The organism is Serratia rubidaea (assembly GCF_016026735.1).
In the GTDB taxonomy this organism is placed as follows: Bacteria; Pseudomonadota; Gammaproteobacteria; order Enterobacterales; family Enterobacteriaceae; genus Serratia_B; species Serratia_B rubidaea.
The window spans coordinates 2709053-2725198 of record NZ_CP065640.1; the positions used below are offsets into that span (position 1 = coordinate 2709053).

At 57.8% G+C, this 16146-nt stretch carries 17 protein-coding genes; 2 read left to right on the forward strand and 15 right to left on the reverse strand.

What is annotated here, in order from left to right; translation table 11 throughout:
* Position 1: 1 nt before the first annotated feature.
* The 8 genes from mrdB to leuS are packed head-to-tail and all read right to left on the reverse strand — an operon-like array spanning position 2 to position 8747.
* Positions 2-1114 (reverse strand): peptidoglycan glycosyltransferase MrdB, encoded by a 1113-nt coding sequence (mrdB, locus tag I6G83_RS12630; protein ID WP_054305911.1) that lies wholly within the window; start codon positions 1112-1114, stop codon positions 2-4.
* A 6-nt stretch (positions 1115-1120) separates the two neighbouring features.
* Positions 1121-3016, reverse strand: coding sequence for a peptidoglycan DD-transpeptidase MrdA (gene mrdA / locus I6G83_RS12635; RefSeq protein WP_061324768.1), 1896 nt, complete (start codon positions 3014-3016; stop codon positions 1121-1123).
* Between the two features lie 39 nt (positions 3017-3055).
* Positions 3056-3526 (reverse strand): 23S rRNA (pseudouridine(1915)-N(3))-methyltransferase RlmH, encoded by a 471-nt coding sequence (rlmH, locus tag I6G83_RS12640; RefSeq protein WP_015671293.1) that lies wholly within the window; start codon positions 3524-3526, stop codon positions 3056-3058.
* Positions 3527-3529: 3 nt separating this feature from the next.
* A complete protein-coding gene (gene rsfS / locus I6G83_RS12645) occupies positions 3530-3847 on the reverse strand; it encodes a ribosome silencing factor (protein ID WP_015671294.1) in 318 nt (105 codons plus the stop codon).
* Between the two features lie 59 nt (positions 3848-3906).
* Entirely contained in the window at positions 3907-4569 is a 663-nt protein-coding gene (nadD, locus tag I6G83_RS12650) for a nicotinate-nucleotide adenylyltransferase (protein ID WP_054307014.1), read from the reverse strand.
* Positions 4559-5593 carry a DNA polymerase III subunit delta gene (gene holA, locus I6G83_RS12655; protein WP_054307015.1) on the reverse strand — a complete coding sequence of 345 codons (1035 nt, stop codon included), beginning with the start codon at positions 5591-5593 and terminating at the stop codon, positions 4559-4561. Before holA ends, nadD begins: the two co-directional genes overlap by 11 nt.
* Complete coding sequence (lptE, locus tag I6G83_RS12660; RefSeq protein ID WP_054307016.1) at positions 5590-6150, reverse strand: LPS assembly lipoprotein LptE; 561 nt, start codon at positions 6148-6150, stop codon at positions 5590-5592. Before lptE ends, holA begins: the two co-directional genes overlap by 4 nt.
* 14 nt (positions 6151-6164) lie before the next feature.
* Positions 6165-8747, reverse strand: coding sequence for a leucine--tRNA ligase (leuS, locus tag I6G83_RS12665; protein WP_054307017.1), 2583 nt, complete (start codon positions 8745-8747; stop codon positions 6165-6167).
* A gap of 277 nt (positions 8748-9024) precedes the next feature.
* On the opposite strand from leuS, the gene I6G83_RS12670 reads away from it, so the two are divergent.
* Together I6G83_RS12670 and I6G83_RS12675 are read left to right on the forward strand one after the other, a co-directional pair.
* Positions 9025-9507 (forward strand): zinc ribbon-containing protein, encoded by a 483-nt coding sequence (locus I6G83_RS12670; protein ID WP_015671299.1) that lies wholly within the window; start codon positions 9025-9027, stop codon positions 9505-9507.
* Positions 9508-9707: 200 nt separating this feature from the next.
* Positions 9708-10424 carry a phosphatase PAP2 family protein gene (locus I6G83_RS12675; protein WP_054307018.1) on the forward strand — a complete coding sequence of 239 codons (717 nt, stop codon included), beginning with the start codon at positions 9708-9710 and terminating at the stop codon, positions 10422-10424.
* 102 nt (positions 10425-10526) lie between these two features.
* On the opposite strand, the gene I6G83_RS12680 is transcribed toward I6G83_RS12675, so the two are convergent.
* The 7 genes from I6G83_RS12680 to I6G83_RS12710 all read right to left on the reverse strand — a co-directional run bounded on the left by I6G83_RS12680 (position 10527) and on the right by I6G83_RS12710 (position 15964).
* Complete coding sequence (locus I6G83_RS12680) at positions 10527-10937, reverse strand: putative T6SS immunity periplasmic lipoprotein (protein WP_054307019.1); 411 nt, start codon at positions 10935-10937, stop codon at positions 10527-10529.
* Between the two features lie 5 nt (positions 10938-10942).
* Positions 10943-11485, reverse strand: coding sequence for a hypothetical protein (locus tag I6G83_RS12685; RefSeq protein WP_054307020.1), 543 nt, complete (start codon positions 11483-11485; stop codon positions 10943-10945).
* Positions 11486-11628: 143 nt separating this feature from the next.
* Positions 11629-12585: a pyrimidine-specific ribonucleoside hydrolase RihA gene (gene rihA, locus I6G83_RS12690; protein ID WP_054307021.1), complete on the reverse strand. Its 957-nt coding sequence runs from the start codon at positions 12583-12585 to the stop codon at positions 11629-11631.
* A gap of 100 nt (positions 12586-12685) precedes the next feature.
* The gene (locus I6G83_RS12695) at positions 12686-13411 is read right to left on the reverse strand and encodes an amino acid ABC transporter ATP-binding protein (RefSeq protein WP_015671305.1); all 726 of its coding nucleotides are present in this window, start codon (positions 13409-13411) and stop codon (positions 12686-12688) included.
* Positions 13411-14085 carry a glutamate/aspartate ABC transporter permease GltK gene (gltK, locus tag I6G83_RS12700; protein WP_015671306.1) on the reverse strand — a complete coding sequence of 225 codons (675 nt, stop codon included), beginning with the start codon at positions 14083-14085 and terminating at the stop codon, positions 13411-13413. The genes I6G83_RS12695 and gltK overlap by 1 nt, the downstream gene beginning before the upstream one ends.
* Complete coding sequence (locus I6G83_RS12705) at positions 14085-14825, reverse strand: amino acid ABC transporter permease (protein WP_054307026.1); 741 nt, start codon at positions 14823-14825, stop codon at positions 14085-14087. Before I6G83_RS12705 ends, gltK begins: the two co-directional genes overlap by 1 nt.
* 242 nt (positions 14826-15067) lie before the next feature.
* Positions 15068-15964 (reverse strand): amino acid ABC transporter substrate-binding protein, encoded by an 897-nt coding sequence (locus I6G83_RS12710; RefSeq protein ID WP_054307022.1) that lies wholly within the window; start codon positions 15962-15964, stop codon positions 15068-15070.
* Positions 15965-16146 lie beyond the last annotated feature (182 nt).

The following is a 16146-nucleotide window of genomic DNA, read 5'->3' on the forward strand; positions in this document are numbered from 1 at the left end:
CTTATAAACTCTTAGACAGCATTTTCCGATGCGTGTGAATCGACATGATGATGCCGAACCCAGCCATAAGTACGATCAGCGCCGATCCGCCGTAACTGACCAGAGGCAAAGGTACGCCAACCACCGGTAAAATTCCACTCACCATGCCAATGTTAACAAATACATAAACGAACAGAATCAGCATCAGGCCGCCGACCATCACCCGGCCGAAAGTGGTCTGGGCTTTGGCGGCGATCATCAGGCCGCGGATAATCACCAGCAGATACAGCGCCAGCAGCACCAGCACGCCGACCAGCCCCAGCTCCTCGGCCAGCACCGCAAAGATAAAGTCGGTGTGGCGCTCCGGCAGGAACTCTAGCTGCGACTGGGTGCCGTGCAGCCAGCCCTTGCCGGACAGGCCGCCGGAGCCGATGGCGATTTTCGACTGAATAATATGGTAGCCCGCGCCCAGCGGATCGCTTTCCGGGTCGAGCAGCATCATCACGCGGTCGCGCTGATAGCCGTGCATCAGGAAGAACCATAAAATCGGGATAAACGCCGCCAGCAGCACCGCGGCGACGGCGATCAGCTTCCAGCTCATGCCGGAGAGGAACAGTACGAACAGGCCGGATGCGGCGATCAGGATGGAGGTGCCCAGATCGGGCTGCGCGGCCACCAGCAGGGTCGGCAGGAAGATCAGCACCAGCGCGATGCCGGTATTTTTCAGCGACGGCGGGCAGACGTCGCGGTTCATAAAGCGGGCCACCATCAGCGGCACGGCGATCTTGGCAATTTCCGACGGCTGAAAGCGTACGATGCCCAGGTCGAGCCAGCGCTGAGCGCCTTTACTGATCTGGCCGAAGGCGTCGACCAGTATCAGCAGGATCACGCAGAAAATATACAGATAGGGCGCCCAGCTTTCATAGACGCGCGGCGGGATTTGCGCCATTACGGCCATCACGATCAGCCCCATCACGATTTGGCCGATCTTGCGCTCCATCATGCCGAGATCCTGGCCGCTGGCGCTCCACATCACGAAGGCGCTGTATACCAGCAGGGCGAGAATAAGCAGCAGGAACGTTGGGTCTATGTGGATCTTGGTCCAGATCGAGCCCTTCTTTTGGCTTTCGGTCATGGTCTGTTAGTCACCTTCTGAGCCGGGCGCCGCCGGCGGCGCGTCCGGTAATTGCGTATTGTTGTCGCCCAACAGGATATGATCGAGGATCTGGCGGGTAATGGTGCCGACCGCCGGGCCGGCGCCGCCGTTCTCCAAAATGATCGCCACCGACACCGTCGGGTTGTCATAAGGGGCGAATGCGGTCATCAGCTTGTGGTCGCGCAGGTGCTCCGCAAGCTTGTGGGCGTTATAGGTTTCGTAACCGAATACCTGCGCGGTACCCGATTTCGCCGCGATTTTATACGGAGCGCTGGCAAAGAACTTGTGCGCCGTGCCGTTGGCGCGGTTGGCGACCCCGTACATACCGTCTTTGGCAATTTCCCAGAAGCCGGAGTGAATATCTCCGATTTGTGTCTGTTCTTCCTGGCGGAACGGCACCAGTGAACCATTTATTTTTTTACTGTGCAGCAGATGCGGGGTTTTCACCACGCCGTCGTTGATCAGAATATTCAGCGCCTTCGCCATCTGCAGCGGCGTCGCGGTCCAGTAACCCTGGCCGATGCCCACCGGGATGGTGTCGCCCTGATACCACGGCTTCTTATAGCGTTTGAGCTTCCATTCGCGGGTCGGCATTAGGCCGGAGCGCTCTTCGGACAGGTCGACGCCGGTATATTGGCCGTAGCCGAATTTTGTCAGCCAGCTGGACAGGCGGTCAATGCCCATATCGTAAGCGACCTGATAGAAATAGGTATCGGCGGATTCTTCCAGCGCCTTAGTGACGTTCAGGCGGCCATGGCCCCACTTTTTCCAGTCGCGGTAGCGTTTTTCCGACCCCGGCAGCTGCCACCAGCCCGGGTCAAACACGATGGTGTTTTTGGTGACCACGCCGGCGCTCAGCGCGGAGACGGCGATATAGGGTTTCACCGTGGACGCCGGCGGATAGACGCCCTGGGTGGCGCGGTTGATCAGCGGCCGGTTCGGGTCGTTCAGCAGGCCCTGATATTCCTTGTTGGAAATCCCGTCGACAAACATGTTCGGGTCGTAGCTGGGGTTGGAGACCATCGCCAGGATCCCGCCGGTGCGCGGATCGCTGACCACCACGGCGGCGCGGCTGCCGACCAGCAGCTGCTCGATATAGCGCTGCAGGTTGAGATCCAGCGTCAGGTAAACATCCTGGCCGGCGGAGGGCTGCTGCTCGTGCAGCTGGCGGATCACCCGGCCGCGGTTGTTGACTTCGACCTCTTCATAGCCGGTTTTGCCGTGCAGCGTATCTTCGTAATAGCGTTCAATGCCCAGCTTGCCGATATCATGGGTGGCGGCGTAGTTGGCCAGCTTCTCTTCTTTGTTCAGGCGTGCGACGTCGCGGTCGTTGATTTTCGACACGTAGCCGATCACGTGGGTCAGGGCGGAGCCGTACGGGTAGTAGCGGCGCTGATAGCCTTTGACCTCAACGCCGGGGAAGCGGAACTGATTTACGGCAAAGCGCGCGACCTGGACTTCGGTCAGAGCGGTCTTCACCGGAATAGAGACGAAGCGACGCGAGCGTTTACGCTCTTTTTCAAAATTGGTGATGTCGTCATCGGTCAGATCGACCACCGGACGCAGCGCCTGCAGCGTGGCTTTCAGGTTATCGACTTTTTCCGGCATCAGCTCGAGCTGATAGATGGTGCGGTTGAGCGCCAGCGGCGTGCCGTTGCGATCGTAAATAATGCCGCGGCTGGGCGGGATCGGCACCAGCTTGATGCGGTTTTCGTTAGAGCGGGTGCGGTAATCCTCGAAGCGGACAATTTGCAAATTATACATATTGGCAATCAGGATGCAGGTCAGCACCAGAATGACCAAAAACGCCACCAGGGCGCGGCGTACAAACAGGGCTGATTCAGCCGAATAGTCGCGAAAAGGGTTACGTTCGATTTTCATCCCGCTGCTTTATTTCACTCTGTCACGATCGCCACAGGTTTACTCCCGGTGGTAAGGATGATTGGTGGTAATGCTCCAGGCGCGGTACAGGCTTTCCGCCACCAGAACGCGCACTAACGGATGCGGCAGCGTCAGCGGCGAGAGCGACCAGCTCTGCTCCGCTGCGGCTTTGCATGCCGGGGCCAGCCCTTCAGGTCCGCCAATCAGCAGGCTGACGTTGCGGCCGTCCTGCTTCCAGCGTTCCAGCTGCTGCGCCAGCTGCGGCGTATCCCACGGTTTGCCGGGGATATCCAGCGTAACAATTCTATTACCTTTGCCGACGGCCGCCAGCATTTGTTCGCCTTCCTTTTCCAATATGCGTTTGATATCGGCATTTTTGCCGCGTTTGCCCGCCGGGACTTCGGTCAGTTCAAACGGCATATCTTTTGGAAAGCGGTGCAGATAATCCATAAAGCCGGTCTGCACCCAGTCCGGCATTTTGGTGCCAACTGCAACCAGTTGCAATTTCACCGCTTAGCTCCAGAGTTTTTCCAGTTCGTACAGCCGGCGGCTTTCTTCCTGCATGACGTGCACGATAACTTCGCCCAGATCGACAACGATCCAGTCGGAGGCCTCCTGGCCTTTCATGCCGTGCAGATCCATACCTGCGGCGCGGGACTCTTGCACCACGTGGTCGGCGATCGACATCACGTGACGCGTGGACGTGCCGGTGCAGATGATCATACAGTCGGTGATGCTGGATTTACCCTGAACGTTCAGAGCGATAATATCCTGGCCTTTAAGATCGTCAATCTTGTCGATAACGAAATCTTGGAGCGCTTTACCTTGCAAAGGTTCCCCCTGGGATGGTGAGCTGAAAAATAGCGGCGCAGTATATCACGCGCCTATCGCTAACGATATAAACCCTGTAATTCGATATAACGTTGCACCGGACGCGGCAGCAGATCGTCGCAGCTGGCACCCTGATGGCGGCGTTCACGAATTTCGGTGGCGGAAATTTCCAGCAGCGGCGTATCCGCCAGGTACAGTGAACCGTGCGGCCGGCTGCGCAGCGCTGCCGGGTCGCTGACGCGGTGGGTATCCAGCCAGCGCTGTAGCGCCGGCGTTTCCATGTGGTCGTCATAACCCGGGCGGGCCAGCACCAGCAGATGGCACAGGCTGAGCAGATCCTGCCAGCGTTGCCATTTGTGCAGGCTCAGCAGCGAATCCTGGCCGATGATAAACGCCAGCGGCTGCTGCGGGCCGCGTTCCTGGCGAATCGCCTCCAGCGTTTCGACGGTATACGACGGCGTGGTGCGGTGCAGCTCGCGGTCGTCAACGGCGAACAGCGGATTGCCGGCGATGGCCAGTTCAACCATTTTCAGCCGCTGCTGCGCATTGGCTTCCGGCTGCGGGCGGTGCGGCGGAACGTGGTTCGGCAGCAGGGTGACCTGATTGAGGCCCACTTCCTGCGCCAGCGCCTCGACCGGCCGCAGGTGGCCGTAATGGATGGGATCGAACGTACCGCCGAACAGCGCGTGCAGCCCGGCGGCTGCTGTGGTGTTAGTAGACATCGGAAAAACTCGTAGCCAGCGGTTTACCGCAGATCAACATCGACAGGGATTCTAGTTCCGGCCAGACCGACTGGCCGTAATCCTGCTTGAGGGTGAGCTCTATCTGCGCCAGCAGCCGCACCGCCTGCTGCAGCTGAGCGGCCGACAGGCGCTGCAGCGCCTGGGTCACCAGGCTGCGGCGGTTTTGCCAGACCTTGTGCTGATCGAACAGCGTGCGCAGCGGCGCTGTCGCCATCTGGCGCTGCAGGGTGAGCAACTGCATCAGCTCGCGCTGCAGCGTACGCAGCAGGATCACCGGTTCAACATCTTCCTGACGCAGCTGCTGCAGGATATGCCAGGCGCGTTTACTTTTGCCGGCCAGCAGGGCGTCGAGCCAGTGATACGGGGAAAAGTGCGCGGCGTCATTCACCGCCTGCTCGACGCGCGGCAGCGTCAGCTTGCCGTCCGGATGCAGCAGCGCCAGACGCTCCAGCGCCTGCGCCAGCGCCAGCAGGTTGCCTTCGTAGCAGTAGCACAGCAGCTGATTGGCCGGCTCGTCCAGCGTCAGCTGCATCGCTTTGGCGCGCTTGGCGACCCAGCGCGGCAGCTGCGCCTGTTCCGGCGTCTGGCAGGTGACGTAGACGCCGTTGGCGCCCAGCGCCTTGAACCAGGCGCTGTTTTCCTGCGCTTTGGTCAGCCGCGGGCCGCGCAGCAGCAGAATGATATCCTCATGCAGCAACGCCGCCAGTTTGACCAGCTGTTCGCCAATCGGGGCGGTTGGGCCGTTTTCCGGCAGGATCAGCAGCAGCGTCTGTCGGCTGGCGAACAGGCTCATCGACTGACAAATGCTGAAGATGGCGTCCCAGTCGGTATGGGCGTCAAGGGAAATGCTGTAATGTTCGCTGAACTGCTGCGCCGTGGCCGCCTGACGAATCAGGTCCTGGCTTTCCTGCAGCAGCAGCGGTTCATTACCGCACAGCAGATAACAAGCGCGCAGCCCCTCTCGGAGCTGCGCGGCAAGTTGTTCAGGATAGAGACGGGTCATTGCGCTGGGCGGCTTTCCGCGGCTTTATCGGCCGCTGCGGCCTGCTGCTGGGCTTCTTCTTCCGCAGCATGCACCGTCAGCAGTTTACGCACTAGCTGCTGCGCCGCCTGCTCGCGCATTTCCTGCAGGATGATCTCCTGTTCGGAGTCTTTCGCCAGCGCGGTCAGCGGGTTATCGAAGAACGAGCGGAAGACCTTGGCGTTGATCGGGTAAATATCGTGGCCCGGAATCAGCACCTGCGCATCCACCGTCATCACCATCTGGTACTCGGCGGTTTTACCGTCCTGGAAGATAGAGACGGTATCCTGGCTCTGTGAGGAGCCGGCGATGCGCAGCGACGGCACATCTTTACGCGTCGCGTCTTTCACAATGGTCACGCCGTTGGCGCGCAGCTGCGCGCGCACCGCGCGGGTCAGCGGACCGTACGGGTCATAGCTGTCCAGCATCAGCGTTTTCATTTCTGATGGTACCTGCGTGGTGCCACGCAGGTGAAAACCGCAGCCGGCGGTGATCAGCACCGCCAGCCCCAGCAACAACGTTGTAATACGAAGTCGCACAACCCCTCCTTGTGTTAACCCACAACCAGGTTAAGCAATTTGCCCGGAACGTAGATCACTTTACGAATCGTGACGCCGTCCAGATATTTAGCCACCAGATGCTCTTCGGCGGCGCGTTCACGCACTTGTTCTTCGCTGGCATCGGCCGGTACGGTAATTTTAGCGCGCACTTTGCCGTTAACCTGCACCACCACCAGTTTTGAATCTTCCACCATCGCGGCGTCATCGGCAACCGGCCATGGCGCGACGTCGATGTCGCCGGCGCCGCCCAGCGCCTGCCACAGGCTGAAGCAGACGTGCGGGGTGAACGGATACAGCATGCGAACCACCGCCAGCAGGGCTTCCTGCAGCAGTGCGCGATCCTGTTCAGTTTCCTGCGGCGCACGGCCCAGTTTGTTCATCAGCTCCATCACGGCGGCGATCGCAGTGTTGAAGGTCTGACGACGGCCGATATCGTCGGTGACTTTGGCAATGGTCTTGTGGAGGTCGCGACGCAGCGCTTTCTGCGCGTCGTTCAGGGATGCCACGTCGAGCGGCTGCACCGCGCCTTTTTCCACGTGGTCATACGCCAGTTTCCACACGCGCTTCAGGAAGCGGTTCGCACCTTCCACGCCTGATTCCTGCCACTCCAGCGTCATTTCCGCCGGCGAGGCGAACATCATAAACAGACGCACGGTGTCGGCGCCGTATTTTTCCACCATTTCCTGCGGGTCGATGCCGTTGTTCTTCGACTTCGACATTTTGCTCATGCCAGCATAGACCAGTTCACGGCCTTGCGGATCGGTCGCTTTGGTAATGCGGCCTTTTTCATCGCGCTCAATGGTGGCGTCGACCGGGGAAACCCAGACGCGCTCGCCGTTGTTGCCGGTGTAGTAGAAGGCGTCCGCCAGCACCATGCCCTGACACAGCAGGCGTTTTGCCGGCTCGTCGGAGTCCACCAGGCCTGCGTCGCGCATCAGCTTGTGGAAGAAACGGAAGTACATCAGGTGCATGATGGCGTGCTCAATGCCGCCGATATACTGATCGACCGGCAGCCAGTAGTTGGCTGCGGCCGGATCCAGCATGCCCTGATCGTACTGCGGGCAGGTATAGCGCGCGTAGTACCAGGACGATTCCATAAAGGTATCGAAGGTGTCGGTCTCACGCAGCGCCGGCTGGCCGTTGACGGTGGTTTTCGCCCACTCCGCGTCGGCTTTGATTGGGCTGGTGATGCCGTCCATCACGACGTCTTCCGGCAGCAGCACCGGCAGCTGATCTTCCGGCGTTGGCATCACGGTGCCGTCTTCCAGCGTCACCATCGGGATTGGCGCGCCCCAGTAGCGCTGACGGGATACGCCCCAGTCGCGCAGGCGGTAGTTAACCTTGCGCTGGCCGACGCCTTTTTCCACCAGCTTATCGGCGATGGCGTTAAAGCCGGCGTCGTGATCCAGGCCGTCAAACTCGCTGGAGTTGAACAGCGCGCCTTTTTCCGTCATCGCTTCGCCGCTGATGTCCGGCTGGCTGCCGTCGAGGTTCAGGATCACCGCTTTGATCGGCAGGTTGTATTTGGTGGCGAACTCCCAGTCACGCTGGTCGTGCGCCGGCACCGCCATCACCGCGCCGGTGCCGTATTCCATCAGCACGAAGTTGGCGACCCAGATCGGCAGCTTTTCGCCGCTCAGCGGATGGATGGCGTACAGGCCGGTGGCCATGCCTTTTTTCTCCATGGTCGCCATATCGGCTTCCGCCACTTTGGTGTTGCGGCATTCTTCGATAAAGTCGCCCAGCGCCGGGTTATTGACCGCACCCTGCTGCGCCAGCGGGTGGCCGGCGGCGACCGCGACGTAGGTGGCGCCCATAAAGGTGTCCGGACGGGTGGTGTAGACGGTGACGTTTTCGTCGCTGCCGTCGACGTCGAAGGTGATTTCCACCCCTTCGGAGCGGCCAATCCAGTTGCGCTGCATGGTTTTGACCTGTTCAGGCCAGTCTTCGAGCTTGTCCAGGTCATTGAGCAGCTGATCGGCGTAATCGGTGATTTTGATAAACCACTGCGGGATCTCTTTACGCTCGACCTTGGTGTCGCAGCGCCAGCAGCAGCCGTCGATCACCTGTTCGTTGGCCAGCACCGTCATATCGTGCGGGCACCAGTTCACCGCCGAGGTTTTCTTGTAAACCAGGCCTTTTTCATACAGTTTGGTGAAGAACCACTGCTCCCAACGGTAGTAGTCAGGTTTGCAGGTGGCGATTTCGCGGTCCCAGTCGTAGCCGAAGCCCAGCAGTTTCAGCTGGTTCTTCATATATTCGATGTTGTCGTAGGTCCACGGCGCCGGCGCGGTGTTGTTTTTTACCGCGGCGCCTTCCGCCGGCAGGCCGAAGGCGTCCCAGCCGATAGGCTGCAACACGTTTTTACCCAGCATGCGCTGGTAACGGGAGATCACGTCGCCGATGGTGTAGTTACGCACATGACCCATGTGTAGACGACCGGAAGGGTAAGGCAGCATGGAGAGGCAGTAATATTTCTCCTTGCTGGCGTCTTCGGTCACCTTAAACGTCTGTTTTTCTTGCCAATGGCTCTGTACGTTCGATTCTATCTCTTCGGGGCGGTATTGCTCTTGCATGGCGGCTGGTGGTCCTGTTAAGAAAACAGCTACGTCCGTAGCATAAATTGTTTAGTATTTAGATCCGCATAGCATAGCTGATAAGACCTGTTGGCAACAACTCCAAGCGCCGCCGTTGGCGCGTATTTCGTAAAAAGACGCCGGTATGTCGACACCGGTCGCGAAAATCCCGCCGTTAGCCAAGAGACATCAGCCATTTACGGCTAAAATAAGGGAAGATGGCTTAAGGGGAAATCCCGTCACTGGGGTCATTTCACGGGTTCATTGAGGAGAAGCTATGAACAAGGTTGCTCAGTACTACCGCGAACTGTTGGCGTCGCTGACCGAACGTCTGAAAAACGGGGAACGAGACATTGACCAGCTGGTTGCCAGCGCTGAAAAACGGCTGGATGAGGCCGGCGAGCTGACGCGCGATGAAGTGGCGCAGCTGAAGCAGGCGGTGCGGCGCGATCTGGAAGAGTTTGCCCGTAGCTATCAGGAGAGCCGCGAGGAGTTCAGCGACAGCGTGTTTATGCGGGTGATCAAGGAGAGCCTGTGGCAGGAGCTGGCGGACATTACCGACAAAACCCAGCTGGAGTGGCGCGAAGTGTTTAAAGACGTCAGCCACCACGGTGTGTATCACAGCGGCGAGGTGGTCGGCCTGGGCAATCTGGTGTGTGAGAAGTGTCACCATCACCTGGCGTTTTATACGCCGGAAGTGCTGCCGCGCTGCCCGAAGTGTGGACACGACCAGTTTCAGCGCCGGCCGTTTGAGCCTTGATCGCGCGGTCGCTCTCAACGGCGGCGTAGGGCGGATTTACTATGCCGCCCCGTTGGCAGTTGCTGCTGGGGGACGCATGACCTCGATACGCGTCTGACCCGCTTGTTCCGCGGGGGCGGTTTTGACAGATGAAATGGCGACGGCCATAGTTTATTGGCTCCGTGCCTGAGAATTTCACTGTCGAAACTGAGGAATCTGAGATGCTGGCTGATAATGGTATTCATAGCGATCCGACGGAAACCTGGCGTATTGATTACCCTGAAACCGGTGAGACCGATATCACGTTTTCGACGCTGTTGCCGGGGTGGATCAATGGCTACCTGAATGCGGCCGACTTTCCTGATTTTACCCAGCTTATCCCTCCGCCACCGGCGGACGATCCTCAGGCCATATTATTGGATCTGCATAATTACCAGCGCGTGAAGTATGGCAGCTGCCGGCGCCACCTTGAGCGTTCGCAGACGGATCAGGATTTGTCGTGGGAAAATCTTGGCAGACAGTACGCCGAGGCCTTGGAGATAGCGATTTCCCGTGAAAATACCCCGTGCCTGCATTTGCTATTGAACCGGTTGCTGACCGATGCCGCCGTTGCCGTGTATCCGCTCAAGAAGCGCTTTGCCCGCCGTCGGCCGCGGGCCGACGGCAAAGAGCGAGACTCCTATCCTTCCGGCCATGCGGTGACCAGTATGCTATGGGCATTGACCCTCTCGTCTATCCTGCCGGAGAAGGCGACCGGCATTTACCAACGTTCGCTGGAGTTCGGCGCCGGCAGAGTGATTTGCCAGGCGCATTGGTACAGCGATATTCAGGTGGGCTATCTGGTGGCTTCTTTTCTGTTCGGCGTGCTCCAGACCAAGGCGGATTATCTCCGGCAAAGGGGCAAGGCAAGGGATGAGATTGTTGATGTGCGGATTTAAGCGCTGCTGTGAGTGCCGGAAGATGCCGCTGTTTGGCTGTCAGTTTTGGAGGCGCTGACATTATCAACGGCCCACAAATTTTGGGCCGTTCTGGCAGCACCTTTAATAAAGAGGCGTGGCTTGCAGCTTGCCGTTGAGGCGCCATAGCGAAAAACTCGCGCCGTATATCCGGGCAGAGGGTTGAACGCCCCGTTTCTTTTTCTCGGGTGATTCCAGGATAACCATAAAGTTATAGGCTTTTCCCGCTGCAAATGCATAACCGAAATCAGTAACGCATCGTTCTGCTGACGCGATCACCGCCAGTCCGTATTTTTCTAACGTATTGTTATCGTTGCCGATTTCATTAATACGTATCGTTACGATCTGTTCATCCGCTTCGGGCTGAACAATAACGCACACCTTGTTTGCCACGGTAGTGACCGGCGCTTTATAGTGCTTTGGCCTTGGATCGTTGAGGTGCATACAGCCGGTAAGTAACAGTAGTGGTATAGCGATGACCAAAATCCTTTTCATTATGCTTACCTTTTTTTCAGAAACTGATTGAGCACGAGTTCATATTTCATAATGATAAACCTATCACTTATGCCTTGAAAGTTAACGCCCCTATGTGTGAACTCTAGCCACGTTCGGTGCCCATACCTCTTTAGTAACCAATAATCGGCAATAATAGATGCTTGTTGTTCCATTGAATAATCTTTTAACGTTTTTTTTTCATTCAGCCTATATTTGTAATCTGCAGCCCAACTAAATAAACCACGCATTCTTACCCACATGCCCGTTTGATATTGCCAGACATGAGCCATCTCGTGAATAAAGGTGAGTTGGTCACCTAAGTCTGCCATTGAAAAATCTGGTTTATAAAGTTCTTTTCTAAACCATAATTCACCATTTGGCGCCATCGCGGTATGGCTGGCCTGCAGGCCAAAGGGCAGGTAGCTGTCGCAGTGAACCCTTACGGTATTATAAATAATTGAGTTGCCAAATATTGAACGGGCTAATATTACTTCGCCAAGCGTCAGCGGACGGGTAATACCTTCCTGTATCTCTGTTGTTTGCTCCATTCCTGGGACTCCCTGTCCAGAATAAAAGCGGATAAAACTATTTATCTTCCGTGGCGTCAATAGCGGAACGCGTTAGCTGTTTTTGATTTTGCGACGCAAATAGCAAGCCGGGCCGCATTATCGGCCCGGTTAAAGACGGCTATTTATTTTTCGCCGTTCTGGCGGCAGGAATAACGCGTCAGGCAGTCAAGCAATAGCGCGATAAAACCGTCCCGGTCAATATCGGTCAGCACCTGCACGTTGGGCGCATTACCGCTTTGCTGCAGATCGTCCATCACGGTTTGCCCCAGGGTATATTCGCCCTTGGTTTCCACGCCGACCCAGCGTTCGCGGCTGTCAAACAGCTGCGGCGCCAGCAGCCAGGCGATGGTGCACGGATCATGCATCGCGGCGCCCGGCAGTCCGCGCGGGTGGTTGAGGTACATCGGCAGGTAGAAGTCGAGCATTTCGGCCACCGCCTGCGCTACCGGGTTGGCGATGGCGCGGATGCGTTCCGCCTCCTGCGGCAGCACAAACGCCTGATGGGTCACGTTGAGTCCCGCCATGGTCAGCGGCACGCCGGACTGCAGGACCATTTGCGCCGCTTCCGGATCGACGTAGATATTAAACTCGGCCACCGGCGTGGCGTTGCCGCCATGCAGCGCGCCGCCCATAAAGACGATGCGCTCGATGCGCGGTTTGAGTTCGGGATGCTGCGCCAGCAGCAGGGCGATATTGGTCATCGGCCCGGTGACCACCAGCGTGATCGGCTCCGGGCTGGTGCGCAGCAGGCCGGCGATCAGTTCAACCGCGCTGTGCGGCGCCGGCTCGATACCCGGCGTCGGCAGGCGGGTGTGGCCCATGCCGGTGCTGCCGTGTACGTGCTCTGCAATCACCAGCTCGCGCAGCAGCGGTTTGGCGGCGCCGGCGGCCACCGGTATATCTTCCCGCTGCATCAGCGTCAGCAGGCCGAGGGCGTTATGCAGGGTTTTCTCCGGCGTCTGGTTGCCGGCGGAGGTGGTGATGGCCTTGACGTCCAGCTGCGGCGCGCGTAGCGCCATCGCCAGCGCAATGGCGTCATCAAGTCCGGGGTCGCAATCGATAATAATAGGGCGTGGCATCGTGTTCTCTCTGCTCTTGTGGATTTACCTCGAGCATCGGATCAAAGCGGTCGGGAAACAAGGACTTTTCATGCGCCCCGGTCGGGGCGCATGGGGCGGATCAGTGCAGGATTTTTGCCAGGAAGTCTTTGGCGCGCTCGGACTGCGGGTTGTTAAAGAACTCATCCTTATCACGGTCTTCAACGATTTTACCTTCATCCATAAAGATAACCCGGTTGGCCACCTTGCGGGCGAAGCCCATTTCGTGGGTGACCACCATCATGGTCATGCCTTCCTGCGCCAGCTCGACCATCACGTCCAGCACCTCGTTGATCATCTCCGGATCCAGCGCCGAGGTGGGTTCATCAAACAGCATGGCGATCGGATCCATACACAGCGCACGGGCGATCGCCACGCGCTGCTGCTGGCCGCCGGAAAGCTGCGCCGGATATTTGTCCGCGTGGGCGGTCAGCCCGACGCGTTTAAGCAGCGCCTGACCCTTTTCACGCGCCGCCGCCTTGTCGCGCTTGAGCACTTTGACCTGCGCCAGGATCAGGTTTTCGATGATCGACAGGTGCGGGAACAGTTCAAAATGCTGAAACACCATGCCGACTTTGGCGCGCAGCTGCGCCAGATTGGTGGATTTCAGGTTGACCTGGGTGTCGTTGACGCGGATTTCTCCCTGTTGGATCGGCTCCAGCCCGTTAACGGTTTTGATCAAGGTCGACTTGCCTGAGCCTGAAGGACCGCAGACCACGACTACCTCGCCTTTTTTTACTTCTGTGGAGCAGTCGGTCAGCACTTGGAAGTGACCGTACCACTTGGAAACATTTTTCAGGGAAATCATCAAACAGTCCTTTTCTTCAAATAGCTTACCAGCGCCGAGGCGGCAATGCTGATGACAAAGTAGACAAAGCCGGCGAACAGGATCATTTCCACCTGCGTACCGTCACGTTCGCCGATGGTCGAAGCAGTACGGAAGAAGTCAGCCAGGCTCAGTACGTAAACCAGCGACGTATCCTGGAACAGTACGATACCCTGCGTCAGCAGCAGCGGCACCATGGCGCGGAACGCCTGCGGCAAAATCACCAGCTGCATCGACTGCCAGTGGCTCATGCCCAGCGCCAGCGCCGCGGAGGACTGGCCGCGCGATACGCTCTGGATCCCCGCGCGGATAATCTCCGAGTAGTAGGCGGCCTCGAACAGCGAAAAGGCTACCATAGCCGAGATCAGACGAATATCGGTTTGCGGCGACAGCCCAAGAACCTTTTGTAATAAGCTAGGCACCACCAGATAGAACCACAGCAGCACCATCACCAGCGGCACCGAGCGGAACAGGTTGACGTAGAGCGTGGCGAACCAGCTGATTGGCTTAAAAGGGGACAGGCGCATTACCGCCAGCAGCGTACCCCAGATGATGCCGAAAATAATCGCCGTGACGGTGATTTTCAGGGTGACTACCATGCCTTGCAGCAGGTAGGGGAAGCTTGGCACAATCGATGCCCAGTCAAATTCGTACATTATTTGCTCCCCATATTGCCGGGCAACTGCACTTTACGTTCCACCATGCGCATGATCAGCATAATGACCGCGTTGATGCCGATATAGGCCAACGTAATTGCAGTGAATGATTCATAGGCGTGTGCGGAGTAGTCCAACAGTTTGCCGGCCTGAGCGGCCATATCCACCAGGCCAATGGTGGAGGCGATCGCCGAGTTTTTCACCAGGTTCAGCATTTCCGAGGTCATCGGCGGAACGATCACCCGGTAGGCGTTCGGCAGCAGCACGTAGCGGTAGGTTTGCGGCAGCGTCAGCCCCATCGCCAGCCCGGCGGCCTGTTGCCCGCGCGGCAGGGATTGGATCGCGGCGCGCACCTGCTCGCAGACGCGGGCGGCGGTAAACAGCCCCAGGCACAGCATGGAGGAGACAAAAAACTGTACGTTCGGGTCGAGCTCGGTTTTAAACCACATGCCGATATCGGGCGGCAGCAGTTCCGGCACCACCAGATACCAGGTAAAGAACTGTACGATCAGCGGTACGTTGCGAAACAGCTCAACGTAGACGGTGCCGATGCCGGACAGGAAACGGTTGGGCACGGTGCGCAGAATACCGAACAGCGAACCGACGAAGAAAGCGATGATCCATGCGCAGACGGAGAGGGCGACCGTTACCTGAAAGCCGGACCAGATCCAACCCAGGTAGGTGGTATTGCCGAACGGCGCCTGCTGCAGGAAGATTCCCCAGTTCCAATCTATTGACATAAAAAACTCCGATAAGCAGATCTGTCCGCCGCCGCTCACGCCGCCGGGTAAGGGCGCGCGTCCGGCAGGGGATGAAACATTGACGGCTGTCTGACGCCGGGCGCGGCGGCCAGTTAGGCTGGCTCATCGGTGCGCGCCGGCGTCGGAGAAAAATCCGGCAGGGGAACGGCCTGCCGGATACCTGTCTGTCCCGCCGTCAACGGGGCGGGGCCGGCGTTGCCGCCGTTCCCGCTTTGTTGTTATTAGTTCAGAACCTTATCGTTAGGCGCTTTGAACAGCTGCTTCATATCGTCGGACAGCTCAAAGTTCATATTCAGATTTTTTGGCGGGATAGGCTGTTTAAACCACTTATCAAACCATTTGGCGGCTTCGCCGGAGGTTTGCGCCTGAGCAATGGTGTCATCAACCAGTTTTTTGAAGTCGGCGTCGTCTTTACGCATCATGCAGCCGTAGGCTTCTTTTGACTGCGGCGTGCCGATGATTTCCCACTGGTCCGGCTTTTTGGCTTTGGCGCGTTCGCCGGCCAGCAGCGCGTCATCCATCATAAACGCCACCGCGCGGCCGCTTTCCAGCGTGCGGAAAGAGTCGCCGTGGTCTTTGGCGCTGATGATGCGCATTTTCATTTTGTCCTTGTCGTTCAGCTTGTTCAGCAGCACTTCGGAGGTGGTGCCGGAGGTGACCACCACCGGTTTGCCGGCCAGGTCCTTGAAGTCTTTCACTTCGGAGCCTTTTTTCGCCAGCAGACGGGTGCCGACGATAAAGATGGTATCGGAGAAGGCGGCCTGTTTCTGGCGTTCGAGGTTATTGGTGGTGGAGCCGCATTCGAAGTCATAGGTGCCGTTCTGCAGCAGCGGAATACGGTTCTGCGAGGTAATAGGCAGCAGTTTCACTTTAAGATCGGGGGCGTTAAGTTTTTTCTTGATGGCCTCGACGATTTGGTCTGAGTAGGTCTGAGAATAGCCCACCACTTTCTGCTGGTTGTCGTAATAGGAGAAAGGAACTGAAGATTCACGGTGACCGACAACGATCACGCCGTTGTCTTTGATTTTCTTCAGCGTGCCGGTTAATTCTTCCGCGTGGGCTACGCTGCCTGCCATCCCAATCAGCAGTAACGATAACGCCAGTTTACGCATGTGCATGGTCCAACTCCTTGCTGTTGTGGTGGTTCTGACGAAAGCGCGTCAGAGTGAAAATGGTTATTTATTGCTCACATTATAAAGATAGTCTTAGAACAGATTACCGTTAGAAAATAGCCGATTGTGAACAAAATGAAACCAATATGTTTCGTAATTTGAGACATCACGCGCACCAAATAGAGGCA

Coding starts and splice junctions, on each gene's coding strand:
- mrdB (WP_054305911.1), bottom strand. CDS start 1,114: ATGACCGAAAGCCAAAAGAAGGGCTCGATCTGGACCAAGATCCACATA.
- mrdA (WP_061324768.1), bottom strand. CDS start 3,016: ATGAAAATCGAACGTAACCCTTTTCGCGACTATTCGGCTGAATCAGCC.
- nadD (WP_054307014.1), bottom strand. CDS start 4,569: ATGTCTACTAACACCACAGCAGCCGCCGGGCTGCACGCGCTGTTCGGC.
- holA (WP_054307015.1), bottom strand. CDS start 5,593: ATGACCCGTCTCTATCCTGAACAACTTGCCGCGCAGCTCCGAGAGGGG.
- leuS (WP_054307017.1), bottom strand. CDS start 8,747: ATGCAAGAGCAATACCGCCCCGAAGAGATAGAATCGAACGTACAGAGC.
- I6G83_RS12670 (WP_015671299.1), top strand. CDS start 9,025: ATGAACAAGGTTGCTCAGTACTACCGCGAACTGTTGGCGTCGCTGACC.
- I6G83_RS12675 (WP_054307018.1), top strand. CDS start 9,708: ATGCTGGCTGATAATGGTATTCATAGCGATCCGACGGAAACCTGGCGT.
- I6G83_RS12680 (WP_054307019.1), bottom strand. CDS start 10,937: ATGAAAAGGATTTTGGTCATCGCTATACCACTACTGTTACTTACCGGC.
- I6G83_RS12685 (WP_054307020.1), bottom strand. CDS start 11,485: ATGGAGCAAACAACAGAGATACAGGAAGGTATTACCCGTCCGCTGACG.
- rihA (WP_054307021.1), bottom strand. CDS start 12,585: ATGCCACGCCCTATTATTATCGATTGCGACCCCGGACTTGATGACGCC.
- I6G83_RS12695 (WP_015671305.1), bottom strand. CDS start 13,411: ATGATTTCCCTGAAAAATGTTTCCAAGTGGTACGGTCACTTCCAAGTG.
- gltK (WP_015671306.1), bottom strand. CDS start 14,085: ATGTACGAATTTGACTGGGCATCGATTGTGCCAAGCTTCCCCTACCTG.
- I6G83_RS12705 (WP_054307026.1), bottom strand. CDS start 14,825: ATGTCAATAGATTGGAACTGGGGAATCTTCCTGCAGCAGGCGCCGTTC.
- I6G83_RS12710 (WP_054307022.1), bottom strand. CDS start 15,964: ATGCACATGCGTAAACTGGCGTTATCGTTACTGCTGATTGGGATGGCA.